Annotated in this window: 18 protein-coding genes and 1 pseudogene; 9 read left to right on the forward strand and 10 right to left on the reverse strand. The window is 74.0% G+C overall.

Annotated features, from left to right (window positions below):
* The first annotated feature begins 45 nt into the window (after positions 1 to 45).
* Both murC and msrB read left to right on the forward strand, forming a co-directional pair.
* The gene (gene murC / locus OG599_RS28040; RefSeq protein ID WP_327178745.1) at positions 46 to 1,446 is read left to right on the forward strand and encodes a UDP-N-acetylmuramate--L-alanine ligase; all 1,401 of its coding nucleotides are present in this window, start codon (positions 46 to 48) and stop codon (positions 1,444 to 1,446) included.
* Positions 1,447 to 1,460: 14 nt separating this feature from the next.
* A complete protein-coding gene (msrB, locus tag OG599_RS28045) occupies positions 1,461 to 1,865 on the forward strand; it encodes a peptide-methionine (R)-S-oxide reductase MsrB (RefSeq protein ID WP_327178746.1) in 405 nt (134 codons plus the stop codon).
* A gap of 102 nt (positions 1,866 to 1,967) precedes the next feature.
* Here the strand turns inward: msrB and OG599_RS28050 are convergent, their stop codons facing one another.
* The 4 genes from OG599_RS28050 to OG599_RS28065 form a co-directional block, all read right to left on the reverse strand.
* Positions 1,968 to 3,497: a SulP family inorganic anion transporter gene (locus tag OG599_RS28050; RefSeq protein WP_327178747.1), complete on the reverse strand. Its 1,530-nt coding sequence runs from the start codon at positions 3,495 to 3,497 to the stop codon at positions 1,968 to 1,970.
* Between the two features lie 531 nt (positions 3,498 to 4,028).
* On the reverse strand, positions 4,029 to 4,460 hold the full coding sequence (locus tag OG599_RS28055) for a DUF2267 domain-containing protein (protein WP_327178748.1): 432 nt from the start codon (positions 4,458 to 4,460) through the stop codon (positions 4,029 to 4,031).
* Positions 4,461 to 4,793: 333 nt separating this feature from the next.
* Complete coding sequence (locus tag OG599_RS28060; RefSeq protein WP_327178749.1) at positions 4,794 to 7,277, reverse strand: GTPase-associated protein 1-related protein; 2,484 nt, start codon at positions 7,275 to 7,277, stop codon at positions 4,794 to 4,796.
* Positions 7,278 to 7,570: 293 nt separating this feature from the next.
* Positions 7,571 to 7,963, reverse strand: a complete 393-nt coding sequence (locus tag OG599_RS28065) for a VOC family protein (protein ID WP_327178750.1) — start codon at positions 7,961 to 7,963, stop codon at positions 7,571 to 7,573.
* Between the two features lie 90 nt (positions 7,964 to 8,053).
* Between OG599_RS28065 and OG599_RS28070 the strand changes: the two genes are divergently transcribed.
* Positions 8,054 to 8,716: a nucleoside/nucleotide kinase family protein gene (locus tag OG599_RS28070; protein ID WP_327178751.1), complete on the forward strand. Its 663-nt coding sequence runs from the start codon at positions 8,054 to 8,056 to the stop codon at positions 8,714 to 8,716.
* 58 nt (positions 8,717 to 8,774) lie between these two features.
* Here OG599_RS28070 and OG599_RS28075 read toward each other — a convergent pair whose 3' ends face one another.
* On the reverse strand, positions 8,775 to 9,767 hold the full coding sequence (locus OG599_RS28075; protein WP_327178752.1) for a S41 family peptidase: 993 nt from the start codon (positions 9,765 to 9,767) through the stop codon (positions 8,775 to 8,777).
* Positions 9,768 to 10,012: 245 nt separating this feature from the next.
* Between OG599_RS28075 and OG599_RS28080 the strand changes: the two genes are divergently transcribed.
* On the forward strand, positions 10,013 to 11,134 hold the full coding sequence (locus OG599_RS28080) for a MerR family transcriptional regulator (RefSeq protein WP_327178753.1): 1,122 nt from the start codon (positions 10,013 to 10,015) through the stop codon (positions 11,132 to 11,134).
* Positions 11,135 to 11,153: 19 nt separating this feature from the next.
* Here the strand turns inward: OG599_RS28080 and OG599_RS28085 are convergent, their stop codons facing one another.
* Entirely contained in the window at positions 11,154 to 12,125 is a 972-nt protein-coding gene (locus tag OG599_RS28085) for a GNAT family N-acetyltransferase (protein ID WP_327178754.1), read from the reverse strand.
* A gap of 247 nt (positions 12,126 to 12,372) precedes the next feature.
* On the opposite strand from OG599_RS28085, the gene OG599_RS28090 reads away from it, so the two are divergent.
* A complete protein-coding gene (locus OG599_RS28090; RefSeq protein ID WP_327178755.1) occupies positions 12,373 to 13,500 on the forward strand; it encodes an aminopeptidase P family protein in 1,128 nt (375 codons plus the stop codon).
* Positions 13,501 to 13,647: 147 nt separating this feature from the next.
* Here the strand turns inward: OG599_RS28090 and treZ are convergent, their stop codons facing one another.
* A complete protein-coding gene (treZ, locus tag OG599_RS28095) occupies positions 13,648 to 15,408 on the reverse strand; it encodes a malto-oligosyltrehalose trehalohydrolase (protein ID WP_327180214.1) in 1,761 nt (586 codons plus the stop codon).
* Positions 15,409 to 15,674: 266 nt separating this feature from the next.
* On the opposite strand from treZ, the gene OG599_RS28100 reads away from it, so the two are divergent.
* Together OG599_RS28100 and OG599_RS28105 are read left to right on the forward strand one after the other, a co-directional pair.
* Positions 15,675 to 17,147 (forward strand): GH1 family beta-glucosidase, encoded by a 1,473-nt coding sequence (locus OG599_RS28100; RefSeq protein WP_327178756.1) that lies wholly within the window; start codon positions 15,675 to 15,677, stop codon positions 17,145 to 17,147.
* Between the two features lie 59 nt (positions 17,148 to 17,206).
* On the forward strand, positions 17,207 to 18,328 hold the full coding sequence (locus OG599_RS28105) for an alpha-L-fucosidase (RefSeq protein ID WP_327178757.1): 1,122 nt from the start codon (positions 17,207 to 17,209) through the stop codon (positions 18,326 to 18,328).
* 15 nt (positions 18,329 to 18,343) lie between these two features.
* Here the strand turns inward: OG599_RS28105 and OG599_RS28110 are convergent.
* Both OG599_RS28110 and OG599_RS28115 read right to left on the reverse strand, forming a co-directional pair.
* A pseudogene (locus tag OG599_RS28110) lies at positions 18,344 to 18,519 on the reverse strand (GNAT family N-acetyltransferase); the annotation flags it as partial.
* Positions 18,520 to 18,580: 61 nt separating this feature from the next.
* Positions 18,581 to 19,189: an NAD(P)-dependent oxidoreductase gene (locus OG599_RS28115; RefSeq protein ID WP_327178758.1), complete on the reverse strand. Its 609-nt coding sequence runs from the start codon at positions 19,187 to 19,189 to the stop codon at positions 18,581 to 18,583.
* 146 nt (positions 19,190 to 19,335) lie between these two features.
* Here OG599_RS28115 and OG599_RS28120 point away from each other — a divergent pair, with 146 nt between their 5' ends.
* Both OG599_RS28120 and OG599_RS28125 read left to right on the forward strand, forming a co-directional pair.
* On the forward strand, positions 19,336 to 19,674 hold the full coding sequence (locus OG599_RS28120) for a winged helix-turn-helix transcriptional regulator (protein WP_327178759.1): 339 nt from the start codon (positions 19,336 to 19,338) through the stop codon (positions 19,672 to 19,674).
* Positions 19,675 to 19,781: 107 nt separating this feature from the next.
* Positions 19,782 to 20,387: a DUF1707 and FHA domain-containing protein gene (locus OG599_RS28125; protein ID WP_327178760.1), complete on the forward strand. Its 606-nt coding sequence runs from the start codon at positions 19,782 to 19,784 to the stop codon at positions 20,385 to 20,387.
* Between the two features lie 39 nt (positions 20,388 to 20,426).
* Here the strand turns inward: OG599_RS28125 and treY are convergent, their stop codons facing one another.
* The gene (gene treY, locus OG599_RS28130) at positions 20,427 to 22,835 is read right to left on the reverse strand and encodes a malto-oligosyltrehalose synthase (RefSeq protein ID WP_327178761.1); all 2,409 of its coding nucleotides are present in this window, start codon (positions 22,833 to 22,835) and stop codon (positions 20,427 to 20,429) included.
* Positions 22,836 to 22,911 lie beyond the last annotated feature (76 nt).

Raw genomic sequence — 22,911 nt, forward strand, 5'->3', positions numbered from 1 at the left:
CCGGGCCGACCCGGCACCACGACCGACTTCAGGGAGAGAACACGCATGGCACCCGGTATTCCTGCCGCCATGGAACGGCCGCACTTCATCGGCATCGGCGGCGCCGGAATGTCGGGCATCGCGAAGATCCTCGCCCAGCGGGGCGCCGAGGTGGCGGGCAGCGACGCCAAGGAGTCGGGCACCGCCGAGGCGCTGCGCGCGCTGGGGGCGACCGTCCACATCGGTCACGCCGCGGCCCACCTGGCCTCCGACGCGACCTGCGTGGTCGTCTCCAGCGCCATCCGCGCCGACAACCCGGAGCTGGTGCGCGCCGCCGAGCTCTCCGTCCCGGTGGTGCACCGCTCCGACGCGCTCGCCTCGCTGATGACCGGTACCCGCGCCATCGCCGTGGCCGGCACCCACGGCAAGACGACGACCACGTCGATGCTGGCCGTCGCCCTGTCCACGCTGAACCTCGACCCCTCGTACGCCATCGGCGGCGACCTGGAGGGCCCGGGCACCAACGCCGCCCACGGCGGCGGCGACGTCTTCGTGGCGGAGGCCGACGAGAGCGACCGCAGCTTCCAGAAGTACGACCCCGAGGTCGCGATCGTCCTCAACGTCGAACTCGACCACCACGCCAACTACGCCTCGATGGACGAGATCTACGAGTCCTTCGAGAAGTTCGCCGGAAAGATCACCCCCGGCGGCACCCTCGTCGTCGCCGCCGACCAGCCAGGCGCCGTCGAGCTCACCCGGCGGCTGCGCGAGAGCGCCGGGGCCGACCTGAACATCGTCACCTACGGCGAGTCCGAGACCGCCGACGTGCGCGTCCACAAGGTCACCCCGCGCGGCCTCACCAGCGAGGTCACGGTCCTGCTGAACGGCAGGTTCCTCACCTTCACCGTCTCCGTGCCCGGCCGCCACTACGCCCACAACGCCGTCGCGGCCCTCGCCGCCGGCGTCGCCCTCGGCATCCCCGCGCACAACCTGGCCTCCGCCCTCGGTACGTACACCGGGGTCAAGCGCCGCCTCCAGCTCAAGGGCGAGGCCGCGGGCGTCCAGGTCATCGACTCGTACGCCCACCACCCCACCGAGATGACCGCCGACCTGGAGGCCATGCGCGGCGCGGCCACCGACGCCCGCATCCTCGTCGTCTTCCAGCCGCACCTCTTCTCCCGCACCCAGGAACTGGGTACGGAGATGGGCCAGGCCCTCGCCCTCGCCGACGCCTCCGTGGTGCTGGACATCTACCCGGCCCGCGAGGACCCGGTTCCCGGCGTCACCAGCGAGCTGATCATCGACGCCGCCCGGGCGGCCGGCGCCGACGTCACCGCCGTGCACGACAAGGCGGACGTCCCGGGGGTCGTCGCGGGAATGGCGAAGCCGGGTGATCTCGTTCTCACCATGGGAGCGGGCGACGTCACCGACCTCGGCCCGCGCATCCTGGACCACCTGTCGAAGTGAGGGAGCGAGCCACCGTGCCGTACGACATCGAGAAGCCAGACGAGCAGTGGCGGGAAGAGCTCTCCCCGGCCGAGTACGCGGTACTGCGCCAGGCCGGTACCGAGCCCGCCTTCCGGGGCGAGTACACCGACACCAGGACCGAGGGCGTCTACTCCTGCCGCGCCTGCGGGGCCGAGCTGTTCCGCTCCGACACGAAGTTCGAGTCGCACTGCGGCTGGCCGTCCTTCTACGACCCGAAGGACACCGACGCGGTCGAGCTCATCTCGGACACCAGCCACGGCATGGTCCGCACCGAGGTGCGCTGCGCCCGCTGCGGCTCCCACCTCGGCCACGTCTTCGAGGGCGAGGGGTACGAGACCCCGACCGACCAGCGCTACTGCATCAACTCCATCTCCCTGAAGCTGACGCCCGACGCCTGACGGTTCCGACGTGTGTGCCCGTCGCCGGGTACGTGCGCGAGAAGGGCCGGAGCCCGCGTGGCTCCGGCCCTTCTCGCATGCCCGGGTGCGGGCGGGCGGGGGTCAGTGGCCCCCGGAGAGTTCCCCGCTGAGCCGCTCGTGGAGACGGGCGCTCGGCTCGTTCAGGCCGGTGATCTTGACGGTCTTGCCCCGCTGGGCGTACCGGGCGGTGATCGCGTCCAGGGCGGCCACCGACGAGGCGTCCCAGACGTGCGCGGCGGACAGGTCGATCACCACCCGCTCCGGGTCCCCCGCGTAGTCGAAGCGGCCCACGAGATCGTTCGACGAGGCGAAGAAGAGCGCCCCGGTCACCCGGTAGACCACGGTGGTGCCGTCCGGGTCGGTGACGGCGGTGACGTCCGCGACATGGGCCACCCGCTTGGCGAAGACCACCGTCGCGAGCAGCGAGCCCACGACCACACCGATGGCGAGGTTGTGGGTGGCGACCACGACCACCACGGTGACCACCATGACGGCGATCTCCCCGGCGGGCATCCGCCGCAGCGTCTTCGGGGCGACGGAGTGCCAGTCGAAGGTGGCGAACGAGACCATCGCCATCACCGCGACCAGGGCGGCCATCGGGATCTCGGAGACGACCGGCCCGAAGACGATGCAGAGCACCATCAGGAACGCGCCGGCGAGGAAGGTCGACAACCGGGTGCGCGCCCCGGACACCTTCACGTTGATCATCGTCTGGCCGATCATCGCGCAGCCGCCCATGCCGCCGAAGAAACCGGTGACGATGTTGGCGATGCCCTGGCCGACCGACTCGCGGGTCTTGTCGGAGCGGGTGTCCGTGATCTCGTCGACCAGCTTCGCCGTCATCAGCGACTCCATCAGGCCGACCAGCGCCATCGCGAGCGCGTACGGAGCCACGGTCGTCAGCGTGTGGAGGGTGAACGGTACGTCCGGCAGCCCCGGTACCGGCAGCGACGACGGCAGCGTGCCCCGGTCGCCCACGGTCGGCACCGCGATCCCCGCCGCCACGGTGAAGGCGGTGAGGACCACGATCGAGACCAGCGGGGCCGGGACGACCGTGGTCACCTTCGGGAAGAACACCAGCAGCGCCAGACCGGCCACGATCAGCGGGTAGACCGCCCAGGGCACGTCCCGCATCTCGGGGACCTGCGCCATGAAGACCAGGATCGCCAGGGCGTTCACGAAGCCGACCATCACCGAGCGCGGCACGAACCGCATCAGCCGCGCCACCCCCAGCGCTCCCAGGACGATCTGGAAGACCCCGGCGAGGATCACGGCGGCGACCAGATAGCCGAAGCCGTGCTCACGGTTGAGTGGCGCGACCACCAGGGACACCGCCCCGGTGGCGGCGGAGATCATCGCCCGGCGCCCGCCGACCACGGAGATCACCACGGCCATGGTGAAGGCGGAGAACAGGCCGACCGCCGGATCGACCCCGGCGATGACCGAGAACGAGATCGCCTCGGGAATCAGCGCGAGACCGACCACCAGACCGGCCAGCACCTCGGTGCGCCAGACCTTCGGGTCGCCCAGCCAGTCGGGCTTCAGGGCGCGCAGCCGCCCGGCCGGGGAACCGGCGGAGACGGCGGGGACAGGGGGGACGGTGAAGGACAAGGCAGCGGAAACCTGTCGTGCTCGGGCACACCACCGGGTCGGGCCGGCCGAGGGCGCGCATCAGGGCGCGGAGCGCCGGGACGGCACCCCGCGGTCGGGCCCGTGACCGGGACCGGAAGCAGAGGGGAACGGACGGACCCGGGGAGGATCCGTACGGACCGGGGCCGGGCGCGAACGGCACGGGACGGACAGGCGGCGGCGGATCCACGGCACGCGCGCCCTGCTCTTCCCTGCACGGTTACCTCGCGGGACCGGACGGACCTCCACCGGGGGCGGCGTCGGCCCCGGCGCGGTGGCGCGGACGCGCGGAGCGTACCTTCACCACACCGAAAACCCTACCCCGATGTCGGGGCAGGGTTCGGTGGCGGCCGTCACACGGGGCCGCGAAGAGGGTGCCGCCGCCACGAAGGGGACGACCGGAGCACGCTGCCGTCCCCTCGCGGCCTTGCGTTTCCGTCCTGGGGGCGCCGGGCAGGGCCGGGGCCTGCGGCGGACCGGGGCCCGCGGCGGACCGGGGCCGTTTCGGGCCGGTCAGGCGGCGCGGGCGAGCTCCGCGCGGCCGAAGAGCAGCGCGTACCCCTGGGGGAGTGCCTGGAGCAACCGGGCGAGGAGGTCGGGGCCGGCGAGCTGGGCCACCGTGGTCAGGACGGAGCCCGCGTCCCAGCGGGTGGTGGCGGTGCTCGCGCCGGTCGCCAGCGCGAGCGAGGTGACGAAGTCGCGTCCGGTGAGCGGAGTTTCGGGTCTGCCGGCGAGGAACTGGGCGGCCGCCTCCCGGGGGAGCCGGGCCGCCAGGATCTTCCGCTCGTCCCCGGCCAACTGCCCGCCGAGACCGCCCAGTACGAGACGTACCGCTTCCTCGGCCCGTTCCCGGGTCGGGTACGCGCCGTCGTAGCGGACCTTTTCGAGCATCAGGGTGTAGGACATGGCCGGAACGCACTGGGTGGAGTCAGTCGTGTTCTGCATCGTTCGGCAGTCGCCTCTCTCGTCGCAGTGGCCTTCTCGCCCGCGCCGGAGGTGGAACGTACAGAGCCGGTGCGCGCGGGGTGCGGGGCTGGTGCTCAGCCGTTACCCCCGCTCCGCCACCTCACACGTGCGAATCGGAAGTGGGGCGGACTTCCGGTGACGGGGCGTCGGACGGCTCACCGGTGGCGCCGCCTCCGGTGAGATCGTGCCGGTCGCCGAGGACGCCCCGGCCATGGACCGGTTCGTGGGCTTCCTCGGACGCGATCCCGGGGCCGCCCCGGCGTCCGCCTGACATCCGCGCGGCCCGGCGGCGGCCCGGCCCCCGCCCGCGCCTCAGGGGCGGCGCACCTTGCCCGCCAGGCGGCGGCCGATCCGGCCGAGCGGACCCACCGGGCGCCGGTTCCAGGAGCGGAACGCCTCCGTCCGGCCGCTGCTGCCGGCCCGCCCGACGGCCTCCTCGACCGCCTGGACCCCGGCCGCGGAGAGCTCGCGCACCGCGGGGCGCAGCACCTCGTCCAGCAGGGCGCCGCTGATGCGCGCCCAGTGGGCACCCGCGTGCGGATGGGCGCTCCAGGTCAGATAGCAGTCGGCGGCGAACGCGGGGTCGGACCGCAGCCGGGCGAGTACGGGCTCCTCCCGCGCGGCCCTGCCGTAGGCGGCCAGCAGGTCCGGGTCGTCGGTGTGGACGAAGGCGTACAGCTCCTCCTCGGGCCGCTCCGGCGCCACCAGGCGGCGGGCGAGCGCGCCGGACGCGTGCTCCCAGACGCCCGGCTCCACCGGTTCGGCGGCCGGGCGCAGGGCGAGCAGCCGCGCCGCCCAGCCCTCCCCGGCGGTGGCCTCGTCCGGCGGTACCGTTGCCGCGTCCGTGGCCGGGGCGGCACCGGCCCCGCGCATCGCGCGGGCGAAGTCCAGCAGCAGCAGAGCCCCGCGCTCCCGGCCCAGGATCTGGTGCGGGAAGCCGCGCAGCAGATCGTGCGCCAGGCCCGCCGCGTCCGCGTCGTCGGCCGCCGCACCGAGCGCCGCGCCGACCAGGTGCGACCAGGTACCCGCGCTGCGGTGCGCGTCCGAGGTGGCCGCCTCCAGCAGCATCCGGGCCTCCCCGGCCGTCGGCCCCCGGTCCGCCCAGACGAGTCCCACGGCGGAGCGCAGCACCAGCGGCTCGGCGAACGGCGAGACTCCGGCGGTCCGCAGTACCCGGCCGAGCGCGGCGCCCCTGTCGTCACCGCAACTCGCCCTGATCGCCCGCGACTCGGCGCACATCCGCAGATGCGGCAGCGACTGCGTCCCGGTGAACGGGAGAGGCACACGCCCCAACAACCTTTCCATGGAGGCCGGATCGTCCGGCGCGATCCGGTCCAGCGCCACCAGCAGCGCGGTCCGTACGTCGAACTGCTCGTCCAGCAGCTCCAGCAGGGCCGGCCCCCAGGAGAAGTCGGCGGCGGCCGGCAGTGCGGGGGCGACCCGCTCCACGACGGCGGGCAGCAGCTCCGCGCAGTCGACGCCCAGGAGCCGCGCCACCCGGAGGAGCTGGACCGTCCGCGCGATGTCGAAGGCGGCCCCCGCACCGCCCAGTTCGGCGAGGATCTCCGGTGCGAGCGCCTCGGAGACGGCCTTGCCCTCGGGGCCCGCGAAGGCGCTCCGGTCGGGGAGCACGAGGGAACCGTTGCCGCCGCGTACCGCCTCGGTCACCAGCATCGCGGCGAGCGGAGCGGTCGTGGCGGCCGGAGACCTTCCGTCCAGGGCGCCGAACAGCCTCCCCGCCGCGTCGAACTCGCCGCCGGTGCGATCGTCGAGCCCGGGCGCGGTCAACGCGTCGACCAGCCTGCGGGTCTGCTCCTCGTCCAGTGCGTACGGCCGCTCCGCCGCCCAGTCGGCCGCCGTGGAACGCTCGTCGGGACCGAGGGCGACACCGGCGCAGAGCGCGGTGACGGCCAACGGCCCCGCGGCGAACGGCTCGCCGTGCAACGCACGCGCCCTGTCGAAGAGTTCGGGCGCCCGGCTGCGCCAGACCCGGGCGGCCGTCTCGGCCCAGACGTCACCGGACGCCGGGGACGGGCGGCCGTCCGGGGCGCCGCACACGTGCACCCGGACCTCGGCCGCGTCGAGCAGATGGACGTCCTCCGGGAGCACCCCGACCACCTGCTGCGGGGCGAGCGAGGGCCGCCGGGAGTACGTGGTGAACGTCAACTGCTCCGCGTGGTCCGGCGGCAGCACCGCAGAGGCCAGTCCGATCCAGCGGGCCACGTCCTCGCTCTGCCGCTCCACGAGCGCCACCGGCGCCGTGGCGCCCGACGCGCTCTCCACCCGTACGCGGCGCAGATCGGCGAAGACGGCGGCGAGCCACGGGCCCCGGGAGACCGCGAAGTCGCCGAGGGCCTCACGCTCCAGGCCGGGGTGGGCATGCGGCGAGGTGAGCGGGTCGGGTACCGCACCGCCGGGGGTGACGGACACCCAGCGGGGCGAGCGCCAGGCAGTGATCGGCAGCCGGTCACCCGGCAGGCGCGCACCGGCGGGCAGCAGCACGGCATGGGTGTGGAACCGGAGGTCACCGGACCCGCCCGGCGGGGCCAACGGCACCCCCCGGGCCAGCAGCCTGCTGCCGTCCGAGAGGTGGGTGAAGCTGAACGCCTGTGGCATGGAGCGGAGTTCGGCGTCCGTGGGGAGGAACGGCACGTCCCTCGGGGGCTCGTACCCCAGCAGGGGTTCGATCTCCGAGAGCAGTGCCGTGGGTATCCCGTGGGCGACGGCGGTGAACCGTCCCACCGTCCCCTCGTCCCCCGGAGCGGCCGAGGTGTAGTGCAACTGCGCGAGGCTCATGCCCGGGGCCCTTTTCGTCCTGCGGCGACCGTCCCCGAACCCGCGTGCGCGCAGGCCCGTTCCGGTGACGCGCGGGGCCGGCCGGCGACCGGGGCGGGGAGCGTTCCGCAGTCGCGTGGGGGCGACGCTATCAAGCTCCGGCGGGCGTGCGGAGCGATCCGCCTGCCCGGTTCGCCGGGACCCCGCCGGGCCGGTTCGCGGGGACCCCGTCGGGCCGTTCCCCGGCGGGAATGGTCGGACACGGCCGAGGGCACGGGGCGGGCGGCGGGCGTGAGCCCGCGCACCCTGCGTCCTCACGCGGGCTGGAGCAGGTCCCAGCGGTTGCCGTACAGGTCCTCGAAGACCGCGACCGAGCCGTACGCCTCGTGCCTCGGCTCCTCCAGGAACCGCACCCCGGCCGCCGCCATGCGCGCGTGGTCCCCCGCGAAGTCCTCGGTGTGCAGGAAGAATCCGACCCGCCCGCCCGTCTGCGCCCCGACCGCCGCCCGCTGCTCCCCGTCCTTCGCGCGGGCCAGCAGCAGACCCGTACCCGAAGCCCCGGCGCCGTGCGGACGGACCACGACCCAGCGCGTTCCGTCGCCCCGGTCGGTGTCCTCGGCCAGTTCGAAGCCGACGGCGTCCCGGTAGAAGGCGATGGCCTCGTCGTAGTCGTGGACGACCAGGGTGGTCAGGGCGATGTGCGGCATCTCGGCTCCTCGGAAGTGGGTGCGTGCGGAACGGTTCCGGTTATACGTAACACTAACGAGCGCGGGGAGTCGGCCCGCAGAATGCCCCCTATGGACACGTACGACCTCGCCCCGCTCGCCGCCCGCGCCCGGTCCCTCATCGTCCCCGGCCGCCGCCGGATCCTGGGGATCGCCGGGCCGCCCGGTGCCGGAAAGTCGACCCTCGCCGCCGCCCTGGTCGAGGAGCTCGCGGGCACCGCCGTACTCGTCCCCATGGACGGCTTCCACCTCGCGGGCGCCGAACTGGAGCGGCTCGGGAGGACCGCCCGCAAGGGCGCGCCGGACACCTTCGACGCCGCCGGGTACGCCGCGCTCCTGCGACGGCTGCGCGAGGCGGGCAGCGGCGGCGCCCCGGCGTACGCGGCGGCAGAGGGCGAGACGGTCTACGCCCCCGCCTTCGACCGGGCGCTGGAGGAGCCGATCGCCGGGTCCGTCGCGGTGGAGCCCACCACCCCGCTCGTCGTCACCGAGGGGAACTACCTCCTCCACGACGAGGGGCCCTGGGCCCCGGTGCGCGGGCTGCTCGACGAGGTCTGGTACCTGGACGTGGATCCGGACGTACGCGTGCGGAGGCTGGTCGACCGGCACGTACGGTTCGGCAAGCCGAGGCCCTACGCCGAGCGGTGGGTGGCCGGCTCCGACGAGGCGAACGCCCGGCTGGTCGAGGCCGGACGCGACCGGGCCGACCTGGTCGTCGGGCCGCGCCCGCGCTGAGCGACAGCGGGTTCATGGGCTACGGCGCAGGAGCGGCAGCCGGTTCACGGCCGACGGCTCAGGAGCGGCAGGGCTCCTGGCCGGAGAGCCAGGCCGTGGCGGCCTTCAGGGCCTTGTCCGGCCCGCGCGTCTCGGGAATCTCGACGTCGGGGGTGAGCGGCCCGTCGTGTACGAGCCCGGTGCGGTCGGCCTCGCGGGCCACCGTCACGACGACCATCGCACCGTCGGACAGGCGGTACGCGGAGTTCGCCGTGGGAACCCCCGTGGTCGCCTGCCCGAACGTGCGGGTACCAGGGCGCCCCAGGAAGGAGATGACCACGGCCTCTCCGGCGCTCGCAGTCCTCCGGCTCGTCAGGACGGCGACGGGCGGCATCGGCCGGGCGAGAGGAGTGGCCGCCCCCCAGGTGTCCAGGTACGTGCTGGGCGTACCGTCCTGGACGGCCCAGGCTTCCTTCCGGCCGTCCGCGTAGACGGCGGCGCCGGCCTCCCCGTCGCCGAGGATCGGTCCCACGGCGGCGAGCGGGGGCCACATGTCCCCACCGCTCTCGCCCCGCAGGTCGACGACCCACCCGCAGGCACCCTCGTCGTCGATCCCCGTGACGGTGGACCGGGCCGCGCGGATGTACGGGGCGGCCACTTCGTCGGAGGCGACCGGAGGCAGCATCAGATAGCCGATGCCGCCCGGGAGGCGGCGCCCCTCGGGGAGCATCAGCCCATCGGCCGACGCGTCCTGGGTCCGGGCGACGTCCTGCGGATCGAGGAAGGTGCTGTGCCGGTCGCCCAGGTCCCGCAGCGCCTGCCGGATCGGCCCGTACGTCTCGGCGGGCGTCCGCGCCTTCGCCGCATGGGCGAACGCGTCCCGGCGGACCTTCGGCCAGTCCACCTCCGCCTTCATCAGGGAGTGCTTCTCCATCAGGTCCAGCGCGGAGGTGAGATACGCCCTCGCCTTCGGCGCCATGCTGTCCTCCGGCTCGGCGCCGCCCCCACCCGTGCATCCGGCCACCATCAGCACGGCCGACACCAGGGCCAGCCGGGCCGGCCGCCTCGACATCCGCGTACCTGCTGCAACCCCCACCGCATACCTCCGCGTTGTCCGGCGGCGCACCCCCTGCGGATCACCGCAGTCCGCCGGAGAGAGCCTCCGGCAGCCGCCATGATCGGCACCCCCCCCGCGCGCCACTCTCCTACGGATCGACCGGCCGGCGCCACCTTTACCGGCGGCGGGCGCTCCCGGCAGGAGGCGCGGCCTGGCTCCCCTTTGACCTTCAAGCCGCTTGAGAGCCGACAATCGCGCCCATGGACGACACCGACGTGCTGATGAGTATCGGCGCCTTCGCCCGCCGGGTGGGCCTGGCTCCGAGCGCTCTGCGCTTCTACGACGACTGCGACGTGCTGCCTCCCGCGCACGTCGACGCCGCGACCGGCTACCGCTACTACTCCGCGGCGCAGGAAGCCCGCGCGGTCCTGGTGCGGTGGCTGCGCGAAGCCGGGATGCCGCTCACCGACGCCTCGGTGGTGCTCGGCGGAACCCGCGCGGAAGCCCGCGCCGCACTCGAAGCCCACGCCAGGAGGGCCCGCGAGTCCGCCGCGGCGGCCAGGACGGCGATCGAGGAGATCCTCCGGGACCTGCCGGGCGGCCCGCCCCGGGCCACGGCGCGGATCGGCGGGGCGGAGCTGGCCAGTGCGGTCCGGCAGGTCGTTCCGGCGGTCGCGTCGGGGCCCGCGGCCGACGAGTTCCCGGTACTCGGCTGCGTCCTGGTCGAACTCGGGCGCGAGGAAGTGCGGCTCGTCGCCACGGACCGCTACCGGCTGGCGGTCCGCGCCCTGCGGCCCTCCTCCGCCTCCGTCGAGGGGGAGGCGTGCGGGTTCCTGCTCGGCGCGGCGCAGGTGCGGGACCTCGCGACCTGGGCCGTACGGCTGCCGGACCTCGGGATCGAGGTGGACGGAGAAGGCGTACGGCTCCACGGCGCAGCCGGCGAGGTACGCGACCTGGTGACCGTCCACGGGACCTTCCCCGACTACCGGCTGATCCTGGACGGCCTGCCGGCCGCGCGCCACCGGATCGTCGCGGACCGGACCGCCCTGCGCGCGGCGCTCGTCACCGACGCGTACGACGGGCCCGTCACCCTGCGGACCGACGGGCAGCGGCTCACCGTCGCCTTCCGGGGCACGGTCACCGCCGCACCGGCTGCCCTCTGCACCGGGCCACCCGTGCGCGTCGCCTTCGACCCGGCGGTCCTCCTGGCGGCGCTCGACGCGGGCGTCGGCCCCGACGTCCTGCTGGAGGTCTCCGCCCCGGACGGGCCCGTGGTCGTCCGCTCCGCCGACCAGGGCAGCTTCACCACCCTGGTCATGCCGGTCCACGACGAGCAGCGGCTTCCCGGCCGGGCCATCGGCGCGCCGGCCACTCCCGCCTGACGCGCGGGGACCGTTCCGTTCAGCTCCGTACGTCGAAGTCGTCGGCGGCCGGGCCGGTCACCTTGCGTTCGAACCGGCCGATGGCGACCGTGACCGCCATCCCCGCTTGCGCGTACAGGAGATGCGCGCCCGTCAGGCTCTCGCTGTCGACGTCCAGCCCGACCGAGGAGGCGCCGCGCCCGGCGAAGAGGGCGAAGGAGCTGAGCAGCAGGGACCGGCCGATCCCGAGGCGGCGGTCCTTTCGTCCTACCGCCAACTGGCCTACCTCGCCCGCGGGTTCGCCGCGGACGTCGCGGAACCGGCAGAGCGCCGCCCCCGCGATCCGGCCCTCGCGCTCCGCGAGCAGCCAGAGCGAGGGGTCGAAGCCGTCGTACAGCAGGTCGTCGGCCCAGACGTCGTACGGCCGGGGCCCGGCGCCCCAGCGGTCGCCGAACGCGTCCTCGACGCAGGCGTGCACCGCCCGCAGATCCTCGGCGGTCCCGGTGCACGACCGCAGGGTGACCCCGTCCGCCCACACCGGCGCGGCGAGCGGCCCGTCCACTGCGATCGCCATCCGCTGGTGGACCCGTGTCCGGCGGTAGCCGCGCGAACGCAGCAGCCGTTCCGAAGCGCCGCCGAGGTAGACGTAGTTGACCAGCGAGAGCGTCCGGCCGGCGTCGGCCGCGAGCTCGGCGGCCCGGGTCTCCGCCAGCTCCAGCAGCCGGGTGCCGACGCCCGCGCCCTCGTGGCCGGGATGCGTGTACGCGTCGGCGTGGGCGCGGCCCTCGCCGGGCTCGGCGGCCAGGTGCCCGTACCCCGCGATCTCCCCGCCGGGACCCGTCACGATCCACGCGTCCCGCTCCCGGTCCAGACGCGACCAGATCCGCAGGTACTCGTCGACGGTCTGGGCCGCCGCCGTGGCGTCCCCGGCCCGGCCCGCGGCGTTCACGGTGCGGAGGATCGCCGGGAGGTCCGGTTCGAGGGGCGTGCGTATCTCGTATCCCGGCTGCATGGCGCGTCCTCGCTCTGGTGCTGGTGCTGGTGGGCGTGCCCGGACCCGTGCCCGCGCCCCGGTAGGGAACCAGGAAGCGGGGTGGCCCGGCAACCTGTTTTGGATCATGATCTCGCCGGTGTCGGCCCCGCCACGCCCGCCCGGCGCTCGCGTCCCGCGGCGGGCGGCGGCAGGATGCTCCGTGCGGCGCGCGCAGTGGTGCGTCGCCAACGGCAGCCGTACCGGCAGCACCTCTGGAGGCCCCCGCATGACCAGCCCGACCCCGCCCGAGCCCTTCACCGCCGACGTCTACCGCGCCCGGATGGCCCGTGCGGCCGACTCCGCCGCCGAGGCCGGGCTGGCCGGTGTCCTGGTGGCGCCCGGCCCGGACCTCGTCCACCTGACCGGCTACCAGCCCGTCAGCACCGAGCGCCTCACCCTTCTCGTACTGACCCCCGGTCAGGAGCCGGTGCTGGTCGTACCGACGCTGGAGGCGCCCGACGCCGAGGCGGCGACCGGCGCCCCCGCCCTCTCGCTGCGCGACTGGACCGACGCCAGGAACCCGTACGAGGTGGCCGCCCCCCTCCTCGACGCCGCCGGCCGGTACGGGATCAGCGACAACGCCTGGGCCATGCACCTGCTCGGGCTCCAGCAGCTGCTGCCCGGTACCTCCTACGCCTCGCTCACCCAGGTGCTGCCGATGCTGCGGGCGGTCAAGGACGCGGCGGAGCTGGAGCGGCTCGCGGCGGCCGGCGCGGCGGCCGACGCCACCTACGAGGAGATCCTGAAGGTCCCCTTCGCCGGGCGTCGGGAGACCGAGGTCTCGGCGGACCTGGCGGAGCTGCTGATCGGATTCGGCCACTCCCAGGTGGACTTCGCCATCGTCGGCTCCGGCCCGAACGGCGCGAACCCGCACCACGAGGCGGGGGAGCGGGTCATCGAGCACGGCGACATGGTGGTCCTCGACTTCGGCGGCCTGCGGTACGGCTACGGCTCCGACACCTCCCGTACGGTCCACGTCGGCGAGCCCACCGCCGAGGAGCAGCGCGTCCACGACGTGGTGCGCGAGGCCCAGGCGGCGGGGTGCGCCGCCGTGCGGCCCGGGGTCGCCTGCCAGGATGTCGACCGGGCGGCGCGCGCCGTCATCACCGAGTTCGGCTACGGCGACCGGTTCATCCACCGCACCGGCCACGGCATCGGGGTCACCACCCACGAACCGCCCTACATGATCGAGGGCGAGGAGCAGCCGCTGGTGCCGGGGATGTGCTTCTCCGTGGAGCCGGGGATCTACCTCCCGGGGCGGTTCGGGGTGCGGATCGAGGACATCGTGACCGTCACCGAGGACGGCGGCAGGCGGCTCAACGCCACCGCCCGGGAGCTGGCGATCGTCGGCTGACGGCTCCTTGCCCGCCGGCAGCACCTCGTCCGCTCACGGCTCCGTGAACGGCTGACGGCTCCTCGTCCGCCGGCAGCTCCTCGGCGGCCGACGGCTCCCGCCGGCCGACCGGGGCGACGAGGTGCCGGTCCGCCGCGGTCGCCCCGGTCACCCGTCGGCCAGCACCACGCAGGACTCGGCGGGCAGCCGCAGCAGTCCGTCCGCGCCCGGTGCCTCCACCGGCTCCCAGGCCGCCAGCACCCGTCCGGTGCCGGCCCGGTTCCGCCCGCCGCCCAGCGGGACGGCGACGGGCCGGCCGGACAGGTTGACCGCGATCCGCACGTCGCCCCGGCGCAGCGCCAGCCACCGGGCCTCCTCGTCGAAGGCGACCTTCACCGAGGCGAGGTCCGGGTCGCGCAGGTCGGGCACGGCCCGGCGGAGCGCGATCAGCTCCCGGTACCAGGCGTGCAGCCGGTCGTGCGGGGCGCGTTCGCGTTCGCTCCAGTCCAGGCAGGACCGCTCGCGGGTCGCGGGGTCCTGCGGGTCCGGGATGTCCTCCTCGGCCCAGCCGTGCGCCCCGAACTCCCGCCGCCTGCCGTTGCGCACCGCCTCGGCCAGCTCCGGGTCGGTGTGGTCGGTGAAGAACTGCCACGGGGTCCGCGCCCCCCACTCCTCGCCCATGAAGAGCATCGGGGTGAACGGGCCGGTCAGCACCAGCGCCGCCGCGCACGCCTGGAGGCCAGGGGTCAGCGAGGCGGCGAGCCGGTCGCCGAGGGCCCGGTTGCCGATCTGGTCGTGGGTCTGGGCGTACCCGACGAAATGGTGGGCGGGGGTGCGGGTGACGTCGACGGGGCGGCCGTGCGACCGCCCCCGGAAGCTGGAGTACGTGCCGTCGTGGAAGAACGCCCGGGTCACCGTCTTGGCCAGCGCGGCCAGTGGCGCGGCCGCGAAGTCCGCGTAATAGCCCTGCGCCTCGCCGGTCAGGGCGGTGTGCAGGGCGTGGTGGAAGTCGTCGTTCCACTGCGCGTGCAGCCCCAGCCCGCCCGCCGCGCGCGGGGTCGTGGTGCGCGGGTCGCAGAGGTCGGACTCGCCGATCAGCGTCAGCGGCCGGCCCACCTCGGCCGCCAGCGCGTCCACCCCGGCCGCCAGCTCCTCCAGGAAGGTCAGCGCCCGGGTGTCGGCGAGCGCGTGCACCGCGTCCAGCCGCAACCCGTCGAGCCGGTAGTCGCGCAGCCAGGCCAGCGCGCTGCCCAGCAGATACGCCCGCACCTCGTCCGACCCGGGGGCGTCCAGATTGACCGCCGCGCCCCATGGGGTGTGGTGCGTCTCGGTGAAGTACGGGCCGAAGGCGGGGAGGTGGTTGCCGGACGGCCCCAGGTGGTTGTGGACGACGTCCAGCAGCACCGCGAGCCCCAGCCCGTGCGCGGTGTCCACGAACCGCTTCAGCCCCGCCGGGCCGCCGTACGGTTCGTGGACGGCCCAGAGCGACACGCCCTCGTACCCCCAGCCGTTGATGCCGGGGAACGGGCAGACCGGCATCAACGACACGTGCGTGACGCCCAGTTCCGCCAGATGGCCCAGCTTTCGCGCCGCCGCGTCGAAGGTGCCCTCGCCGGTGTACGTACCGACATGCAGCTCGTACAGCACGCCGCCCGGCAGCACGCGCCCCCGCCAGTCGCTCCGCCAGGCGTACGCCTCCTGGTCGACCACCGCGCTCGACCCGTCCGGACCGTCCGGCTGGCGCCGGGAGCGCGGGTCGGGGAGCAGGGGCCCCTCGTCCACCGAGAAGCCGTACCGGTCGCCGTCGGCCGCGTCCGCCTCGACCGTCCACCAGCCCGCACGGGACCCGTCACGCCCCATCGCCAGCCGTGTGCCGGACAACTGGAGTCCGACCGACCCGGCCCCGGGGGCCCACACCTCGAACCGCATCCGCCACTCCCCGTCCGTCATGTGTCAGTGATTCGTATGAAAAGCCGGAAGCGCCCGAGGGAAGTCCGGACCAGCTTTCATGATCGGCTGAAGTCGCACGCCCCGCCCGGAATACTGGACCGGTTCCGCTGGGGCGACCGAAGAGATGTCCCGTGTTCCGTGCATCCGCGCACAGGAGTACGGATCACCCCTTAAGGTCTGCTCTGATCATTGCCCTGCCCGATCCTGCTCATACGTACGCCGACGTACGGCTGATGGAGGCCGAAATGACCGTGCCGAAGTTCCCTCCCGGTTTCCTCTGGGGAGCCTCCGCCTCCGCGTTCCAGACCGAGGGAGCCGTCGAGGCCGACGGCAAGGGCCTCTCCGGCTGGGACGCCTTCGCCGCCGTGCCCGGCCGCATCAAGGACGGCACCGACACCACCCGGGGGACCGGGTTCCACGAGCACTGGCGCGAGGACGTCGGTCTGCTCGCCGGGCTCGGAGCCGACGCCTTCCGCTTCTCCGTCAGCTGGCCCCGCGTGGTGCCCGGCGGCAGCGGCGCGGTCAACCCCGCCGGACTCGACTTCTACGACCGGCTCGTCGACGAACTCTGCGCCCGGGGCATCACCCCCGCCCCCACGCTCTACCACTGGGACACCCCGCTGCCGCTGGACGAGGAGGGCGGCTGGCTCAACCGCGACACCGCCTACCGCTTCGCCGAGTACGCGGGCATCGTCGCCGAACGGCTCGCCGACCGCGTCCCCATGTGGATCACCATCAACGAGCCCGCCGAGGTCACCCTGCTGGGCTACGCCCTCGGCCAGCACGCGCCCGGCCGCACCCTGCTCTTCGACGCCCTGCCCGCCGCCCACCACCAGCTCCTCGCCCACGGACTGGCCGTCCGGGCGCTGCGCGCCGCAGGAGCCTCCAACATCGGCGTCGCCGTCTCGCACAGCCCCGTCTGGACGGCCGGCGACTCGGACGAGGACCGGGACGCGGCCTCGCTGTACGACACCCTCACCAACTGGCTCTTCGCCGACCCGCTGCTCGCCGGCCGCTACCCCGACGAGGGGTTCGCCGCGCTGATGCCGGGCCCGGTCGCCGACGACCTGAAGACCATCTCCACCCCGCTGGACTGGTACGGCGTCAACTACTACAACCCCACCCTCGTCGGTGCCCCCCGCCCCGAAGCCCTCGGCTCCTTCGCCGGGTTCGAGATCCCCGCCGAACTTCCTTTCGGCATCAGGGAGATCGAGGGGTACGAGAAGACGGACTTCGGCTGGCCCGTCGTCCCGGACGGGTTGCGCGAGACCCTCGTCCAGCTCCGCGACCGCTACGGCGACCGGCTGCCGCCGCTCTACATCACCGAGAACGGCTGCGCGGTGGACGACGCCGTCAGCGACACCCGCCGCATCGCCTTCCTGGAAGCCCACTTGGGCGCCCTGCACCGTGCCATCGGTGAAGGCGTCGACGTACGCGGCTACTTCACCTGGTCGCTCACCGACAACGTGGAGTGGACCGAGGGGGCCAGCAAGCGCTTCGGACTCGTCCACATCGACTACGAGACCCTGCGCCGGACCCCGAAGGAGTCCTACGCCTGGTACCGCGACGTCATCCGGGCCCAGCGCGCCCCGGCCGGAACCGTTCCGGTCGGAACCGTTCCGGCGGAACAGGGTTCGCCGGAGCTGGAGTTCATCGGACAGCAGGCCGCCGGGGCGGCGGAACCGGCCGGCGCCGAGACCGCCGTACGACCGGGCTGACCCGGGCGCGGGACGGGCGGGGCTTCCCGACCGGGCCCCGGTGACCGATACTTCGCGCCATGGTTGCTCAATGGTGGACCCAGGCCGGCCTGGGGATGTTCGTGCACTGGACGCCCGCGTCGGTCCCCGGCTGGGCCCCGCCCTACACCGCGCCCGCCGGCCTCCCCCTGGCCGGACGGGCCGCCCCGCTCGCCTGGACCTCGTACGCCGAGTGGTACGAGAACGGGCTCCGCTTCCCTGGCAGCCCGGTCTCCGCCCACCACCGGGCCACCTACGGCGACAAGCCGTACACCGATTTCGGCCGGGAGTTCGAGGACGGGCTGGCAGGCTGGGACCCCGCCGCGTGGGCGCGCGCCTTCCGCGCCGCCGGCGCCCGCTACGCCGTCCTGGTCACCAAGCACCACGACGGCTACTGCCTCTGGCCCTCCGAGGTGCGCAACCCGAACCGGGCCGGCTGGCACACCACCCGTGACGTGGTGGGCGAGTTCGCCGAAGCGGTCCGGGCCGAGGGGCTGCGCTTCGGGGTGTACTACTCCGGCGGGCTCGACTGGACCTTCGACAGCCGCCCGGTCGGCACCGCAGCCGACATGCTCGCCTCCGTGCCGCGCGGCGTGTACCCCGACTACGCCGACGCCCAACTGCGTGAACTCATACGGCGGTACCGCCCGGACATCCTCTGGAACGACATCGCCTGGCCGGCCGGCACCCCCGAGATCCGCCGGCTCATCGACTTCTACCGCTTCACCGTCCCGCACGGCGTGGTCAACGACCGGCTGCTGCCGCGCTCACCGCTCTGGCGCACCTTCGCCCTCCCGGGCGCCGGGGCGCTGTACGACCGTTGGGAGCGGCGGACGATCGCCCAGGACGAGGGGTTCGTCCCGCGCAAGCCCCCGTACTACGACTTCCGCACCCCGGAGTTCGCCCGCTACACGGGCCCCGACCCGTACGAGATCACCCGCGGCATCGACCACAGCTTCGGCTACAACCGCAACTCCCCGCCCGATGCCTTCCTCGGCCGCGACACCCTCGCCGCACTGGTCCGGGACACCGCGGCCGACGGCGGCAACCTGCTGCTCAATGTCGGACCGCGGGGCGAGGACGCCGCGATCCCCGAGGAGCAACTGCTGCGGCTGGAATGGCTCGCGCAGGACCGGCCGGCGGAGGCTGAGAAGACCGGTTGACCGCCGGGCGGGAGGTCAGTCCCAGACCATGTTGAGGGCCCGCTCGAAGTTGACGTACCCCAGCCGCCGGAACGCCCGGCCATCGGCTGGTCGCCGAGGTCCGTGGCGGCTCGGACGCGCTCGACCCCGTCCTGTGCGGCGAGCACCCGGGTCCCCTCGGCGAGCAGGTCGTCGACGTACCCCTGCCCGCGGCGGCAGACGACAGCAGTGCACCGGACGCCCGCGCACCGCCATTTCTCCCAGGTGTTCGGCTCAGTTGCTGATCGCGGGGGCCTCGCGCAGATGGGTCCGGTCGGTCACCTGGGCGAGCAGGAAGGACGCCATGTCGGCGCGGTGGAGGGAGAGGCCCACCACCCCGTGGCCGTAGTGCCCGACCTTGATCTCTCCGGTGGCGGGGCCGTCGTCGAGTCTGGCCACGCGCACCAGCGTCCACTCCAGGTCGCTGGCGCGTACCGCTTCCGCCGCCGCGCGGACCTCGGCCCAGGCGCGGGGTGCGGCGGTCCTGACGAACCGGACGAGGGCCTTGAACCTGAGGTCCGGCCGGTCCGCCGGGTCCGGGACGCTGCACGTGGACACCACCACGAACCGTCCGACGCCCGACGCGTCCATGGCGGCGATGATCCTGCGGGTCGCGGCGCTCTCCGAGCCGACGCCCTCGATGACGGCGTCGGCGCCGCGGACCGCTTCGAGGATCGCCTTCTCGTCGTCGAGTTCACCGGCCACGACGGTCAGTTCCGGGTGCGTGAAGCGGAGCTTGCCGGGGTTGCGGGCGTAGGCGGTGACCGTGTGTCCCGCGTCGAGGGCCTGGCGTACCAGTAACTGGCCCATCCGGCCGGTCGCGCCGAAGACCGTGATTCTCATGGGGGCTCTGCCTTCCTCGAAACCACTAAAAATTCTTTAGTGGTGACGGTAGCACGGAGGGTCGGCCGTGTGTCGAAAGTCCCGCCTGACCCGCCCTCCGGGCGGACGCCGCTACGTTCGGCACACGGCCTAAAATGGGCAGCACCATGAATCAATCCGTAGACCCCCAGACGGCGCGGTGCATGCAGATTCTGTCGGTCGTCGGTGATCTGTGGACCCTGGCGATCGTGATGACCCTGCAGAAGTCGGCGATGCGCTTCAACGAGCTGCACCGGGCCATCCCGAAGGTCAACGCGGTCACCCTGACCAGCCGCCTGCGCAAGCTCGACGAGGCCGGCATCGTCGTCCGGGTCGCGGAGTCGAGGAGCAAGCAGTCGACGGTGTACGACCTCACCCCCTTCGGCCGGAAGCTGCTGCCCATCGTCGACGCCGTGCGCACCGTCGCGCTCGACCTGGAGCGCTCGGGAGAGGCCCCCGCGCGCTGAGCCGGCCCCTGGCCGCTCCCCGGGACGGACCGGCCGCCGATGCTCCCGCCCCGGTCCGGCACCGCCCCTTCTGGACACCCCGGGCCGCCCGGCCCGACAATCACCCTGTGACGTCCTCCTCCGAGTTCCACACGTATCCCGCGCGGGTCTCCGACGCCCAGCGCGACCGTGTCCTCGGCGTGCTCAGGGAAGGTGCCGCGCAGGGCCGCCTCTCCCACGACACCTTCCTGCGCCGGATGGAACTCGCCCTCGCCGCCCACCGCCCCGAGGACCTGGCGGCGCTCACCGCCGACCTGCGCGCGGAACGCGCCTGGAGCCAGGGGCTGTTGCGCGCGGTGGGCGGAGTCTCGGGCTTCCCGGGGCGGCTGCGGATGGCCTGGCGGGCCGGGAAGCTGCCCCAACTCCTGCTGCCCGCCCCGGGGCCGTACCCGCTGCTCATCGGACGCGACCCGGGCAACGGACTGCGGCTCAACCACGAGACGGTCTCCCGTAACCACGCCGAACTCACCGCCCGGGGGCGGCTCTGGCTGCTCCGGGACCTCGGCTCGACCAACGGCACCTGCGTCAACGGGCAGCGGGTCGTCGGCCTGGTCCCGGTCCGGGAGGGCGACCAGGTGAGCTTCGGCCACATGACCTTCCGCCTGACCGCACCCCCGCCCCTCCCGCCGGACCGGCCGGCGGCCCTCCCGCCGGACGGCCTGCCGCCCCTCTGAGGCCGGGCCGCCCGCCTGCCGTCCGACGCCTGCCGCCCCCTACCCCCGCGGCCCCCTCCTGAGCAGCGCGACCGGGCGTGCGGCGAACAGCTCGGACGCCTTCACCTCGCCCCCGCCGAACTCACCTTCCGTGGCCAGGAGATCGTGCCAGGGGCCGGCGTCCGGGAGCGGCAGGACCGTGTCGGCCCAGCCGCCCGCCTCGGCGAGCCGGAGCGAGAGCCGGGTCACCGCAGTGACCACCTCGCCCGACCGGCAGAACGCCACCGCGTGCTCCGCCGCCGCACCCCGCGCGGTGAGGGGGACGTACGTACCCGACTCGCCGAACACGTACGGGAGTTCGGCGCGGAGCCGGAGCGCGGTGGCGGTCAGGCGGGCCTTCTCGTCCGAGGTGCCGGATGCCTCGGTGGCCGCCGAGGGCCCGGCTCCGGGGTCCGGCTCGGTGAAGGGCCGCCGGTTGTCCGGGTCCACCAGGGCGAGGTACTCCCGCTCCGTGCCCTGGTAGAGATCGGGAACTCCCGGCATCGTCAGATGGACGAGTGCCGCGCCCAGTACGTTGGCCCGCACCTGGGGGGCGAGCGACCGGGCGAAGGCGGCGAGGAGGTCCCGGGCGGTCCCCCCGGCGCTACCGGGCCCTGCCGCGACGAAGTCGGACACCGCGCGCTCGTAGGAGGCGTCGGGTTCGGTCCAGGTGGTGTGGAGGCCCGCCTCGCGCACCGCCTTGAGCAGCGCGGGCTCCAGCCTGCCCGCCGTCTCGGAGGCCGGCATGTCCACGCAGCCGAAGGCCGACTGCCAGGCGCCCCAGGCGAGTTGGGCGTCCGGCGCCTTCGCCGGAGTCGCCGCCGTCGCCTGGCGTACCAACTCCGCCCACTGGGAAGGGCATTCGGAGAGTACGGCGATCCGGGCCCGGACGTCGGCGCTGCGCTTCGTGTCGTGCGTGGTGAGCACCGTGCCGGTGGTCGGCCAGTCCCGCGCCAGCCGGGCGCAGAACGCGTGGAAGGCGGGGGGCTCCACCGCCGGCCTGCCCGGCCGGCCGCCCACCTCGGTCGCCGAGATCAGCGGTACGTACCGGTAGAACGCCGTGTCCTCCTCGGACTTGGCGTGCAGGGCGGACGCGGTCTGGGCGAACCGGGCGCAGAAGGAGACCTGTTCGGGGCCGTCGCCCAGCCTCCCGAGCGCGAGCTCCCGCACCACGTCCACCGCCCCGGCCTCCTCGGGTACCAAGAACGCGGCCTTCGCGTCCCGTACCGCCGCATCCGGCAGAGCCGCCTCGGCGGACTCGGTGACCGGGCCCCCCGCCCCGACGTACGGCCGGTACACCGGGACGCGGACCAGCAGTTCGGTCACGGCGGTGTGCAGGGCCCACGGGGCGTGGTCGCGGAGCCGGGGGTCCCGGGCGCAGATCCGTGCGGCCAGCCGGGTGAGCCAGGCCGTCTCGGCGGCGAGGTCGTGGCCGACGACGTGCCGTGCGGCCCGCCGCGCGGTCTCGGGCCAGGTGCCGCCCTCGTCGGCGGAGGGGTCGGCGAACGCACGGTAATGGCCGAGGAGTTCGGCCGATCCGAGCGGGTCGGCGAAGAGGCCGTCGACGCGGTGCAGTGCGTCGTAGCCGGTGGTTCCGGCCACCGCCCAGCCGGCCGGGAGGGTCTCCTCGCCGGTGAGGATCTTCTCCACCACCGTCCACCGGCTGCCGGTTCCCGCGGCCAGCCGCTCCAGGTACCCGGCGGGGTCGGCGAGGCCGTCCGGATGGTCGATGCGCAGCCCCTCGACGACACCGTCCCGGACGAGTTCGAGGATCTTGCCGTGGGTGGCGTCGAAGACCTCCGGGTGCTCGACCCGCACGGCGATCAGGTCCGAGATGGTGAAGAACCGCCGATAGTTCAGCTCGGTGCGGGCCAGCCGCCACCAGCCGAGCCGGTAGTGCTGGGCGTCCAGCAGTCCGGGCAGTGCCAGGTCCTCGGTGCCCGGGCGCAGCGGGAACTCCTGCTCTCCGTGGCGCAGCACCGTCCCGTCGACGGTGAGCCGTCCCAGCTCGTCGCCGACGGGGCCCCCGAGCACGGGCAGCAGCACCTTTCCGCCGCCGCCCTCCCAGTCGATGTCGAACCAGCGGGCGTACGGCGAGGACGGCCCCTCGCGGAGCACCTCCCACAGCGCCCTGTTGTGGCGCGGGGACGCGGCCATGTGGTTCGGCACGATGTCGACGACCAGCCCCATCCCGTGCGCGCGGGCCGTCGCCGCGAGTTCGCGCAGCCCCTCCTCGCCGCCCAGCTCGGCGCGGATCCGGCCGGGATCGGTGACGTCGTACCCGTGGCGCGACCCGGGCACCGCCTCCAGGACGGGGGACAGGTGGAGATGGGAGATACCGAGCGAAGCGAGGTACGGGACGGCCTCCCCGGCGTCCGCGAAGGTGAAGTCCGGTTGGAGCTGGAGCCGGTACGTGGCGGTGGGCGTCATGACCGTTTGAGTACCCACTCGCGGCCCGTCCGTGTCATCCGCCGCGCTCCCGGCTGCCCGCGACCGCACGGATGCA

Origin of the sequence: Streptomyces sp. NBC_01335 (genome assembly GCF_035953295.1) — a bacterium.
In the GTDB taxonomy this organism is placed as follows: Bacteria; Actinomycetota; Actinomycetes; order Streptomycetales; family Streptomycetaceae; genus Streptomyces.

What these genes read in the sequence shown, in the direction of transcription:
- murC (WP_327178745.1), top strand. Translation starts at nt 46, where the DNA reads ATGGCACCCGGTATTCCTGCCGCCATGGAACGGCCGCACTTCATCGGC.
- OG599_RS28055 (WP_327178748.1), bottom strand. Translation starts at nt 4,460, where the DNA reads ATGCAGAACACGACTGACTCCACCCAGTGCGTTCCGGCCATGTCCTAC.
- OG599_RS28060 (WP_327178749.1), bottom strand. Translation starts at nt 7,277, where the DNA reads ATGAGCCTCGCGCAGTTGCACTACACCTCGGCCGCTCCGGGGGACGAG.
- OG599_RS28065 (WP_327178750.1), bottom strand. Translation starts at nt 7,963, where the DNA reads ATGCCGCACATCGCCCTGACCACCCTGGTCGTCCACGACTACGACGAG.
- OG599_RS28070 (WP_327178751.1), top strand. Translation starts at nt 8,054, where the DNA reads ATGGACACGTACGACCTCGCCCCGCTCGCCGCCCGCGCCCGGTCCCTC.
- OG599_RS28075 (WP_327178752.1), bottom strand. Translation starts at nt 9,767, where the DNA reads ATGTCGAGGCGGCCGGCCCGGCTGGCCCTGGTGTCGGCCGTGCTGATG.
- OG599_RS28080 (WP_327178753.1), top strand. Translation starts at nt 10,013, where the DNA reads ATGGACGACACCGACGTGCTGATGAGTATCGGCGCCTTCGCCCGCCGG.
- OG599_RS28085 (WP_327178754.1), bottom strand. Translation starts at nt 12,125, where the DNA reads ATGCAGCCGGGATACGAGATACGCACGCCCCTCGAACCGGACCTCCCG.
- OG599_RS28090 (WP_327178755.1), top strand. Translation starts at nt 12,373, where the DNA reads ATGACCAGCCCGACCCCGCCCGAGCCCTTCACCGCCGACGTCTACCGC.
- treZ (WP_327180214.1), bottom strand. Translation starts at nt 15,408, where the DNA reads ATGCGGTTCGAGGTGTGGGCCCCCGGGGCCGGGTCGGTCGGACTCCAG.
- OG599_RS28100 (WP_327178756.1), top strand. Translation starts at nt 15,675, where the DNA reads ATGACCGTGCCGAAGTTCCCTCCCGGTTTCCTCTGGGGAGCCTCCGCC.
- OG599_RS28105 (WP_327178757.1), top strand. Translation starts at nt 17,207, where the DNA reads ATGGTTGCTCAATGGTGGACCCAGGCCGGCCTGGGGATGTTCGTGCAC.
- OG599_RS28115 (WP_327178758.1), bottom strand. Translation starts at nt 19,189, where the DNA reads ATGAGAATCACGGTCTTCGGCGCGACCGGCCGGATGGGCCAGTTACTG.
- OG599_RS28120 (WP_327178759.1), top strand. Translation starts at nt 19,336, where the DNA reads ATGAATCAATCCGTAGACCCCCAGACGGCGCGGTGCATGCAGATTCTG.
- treY (WP_327178761.1), bottom strand. Translation starts at nt 22,835, where the DNA reads ATGACGCCCACCGCCACGTACCGGCTCCAGCTCCAACCGGACTTCACC.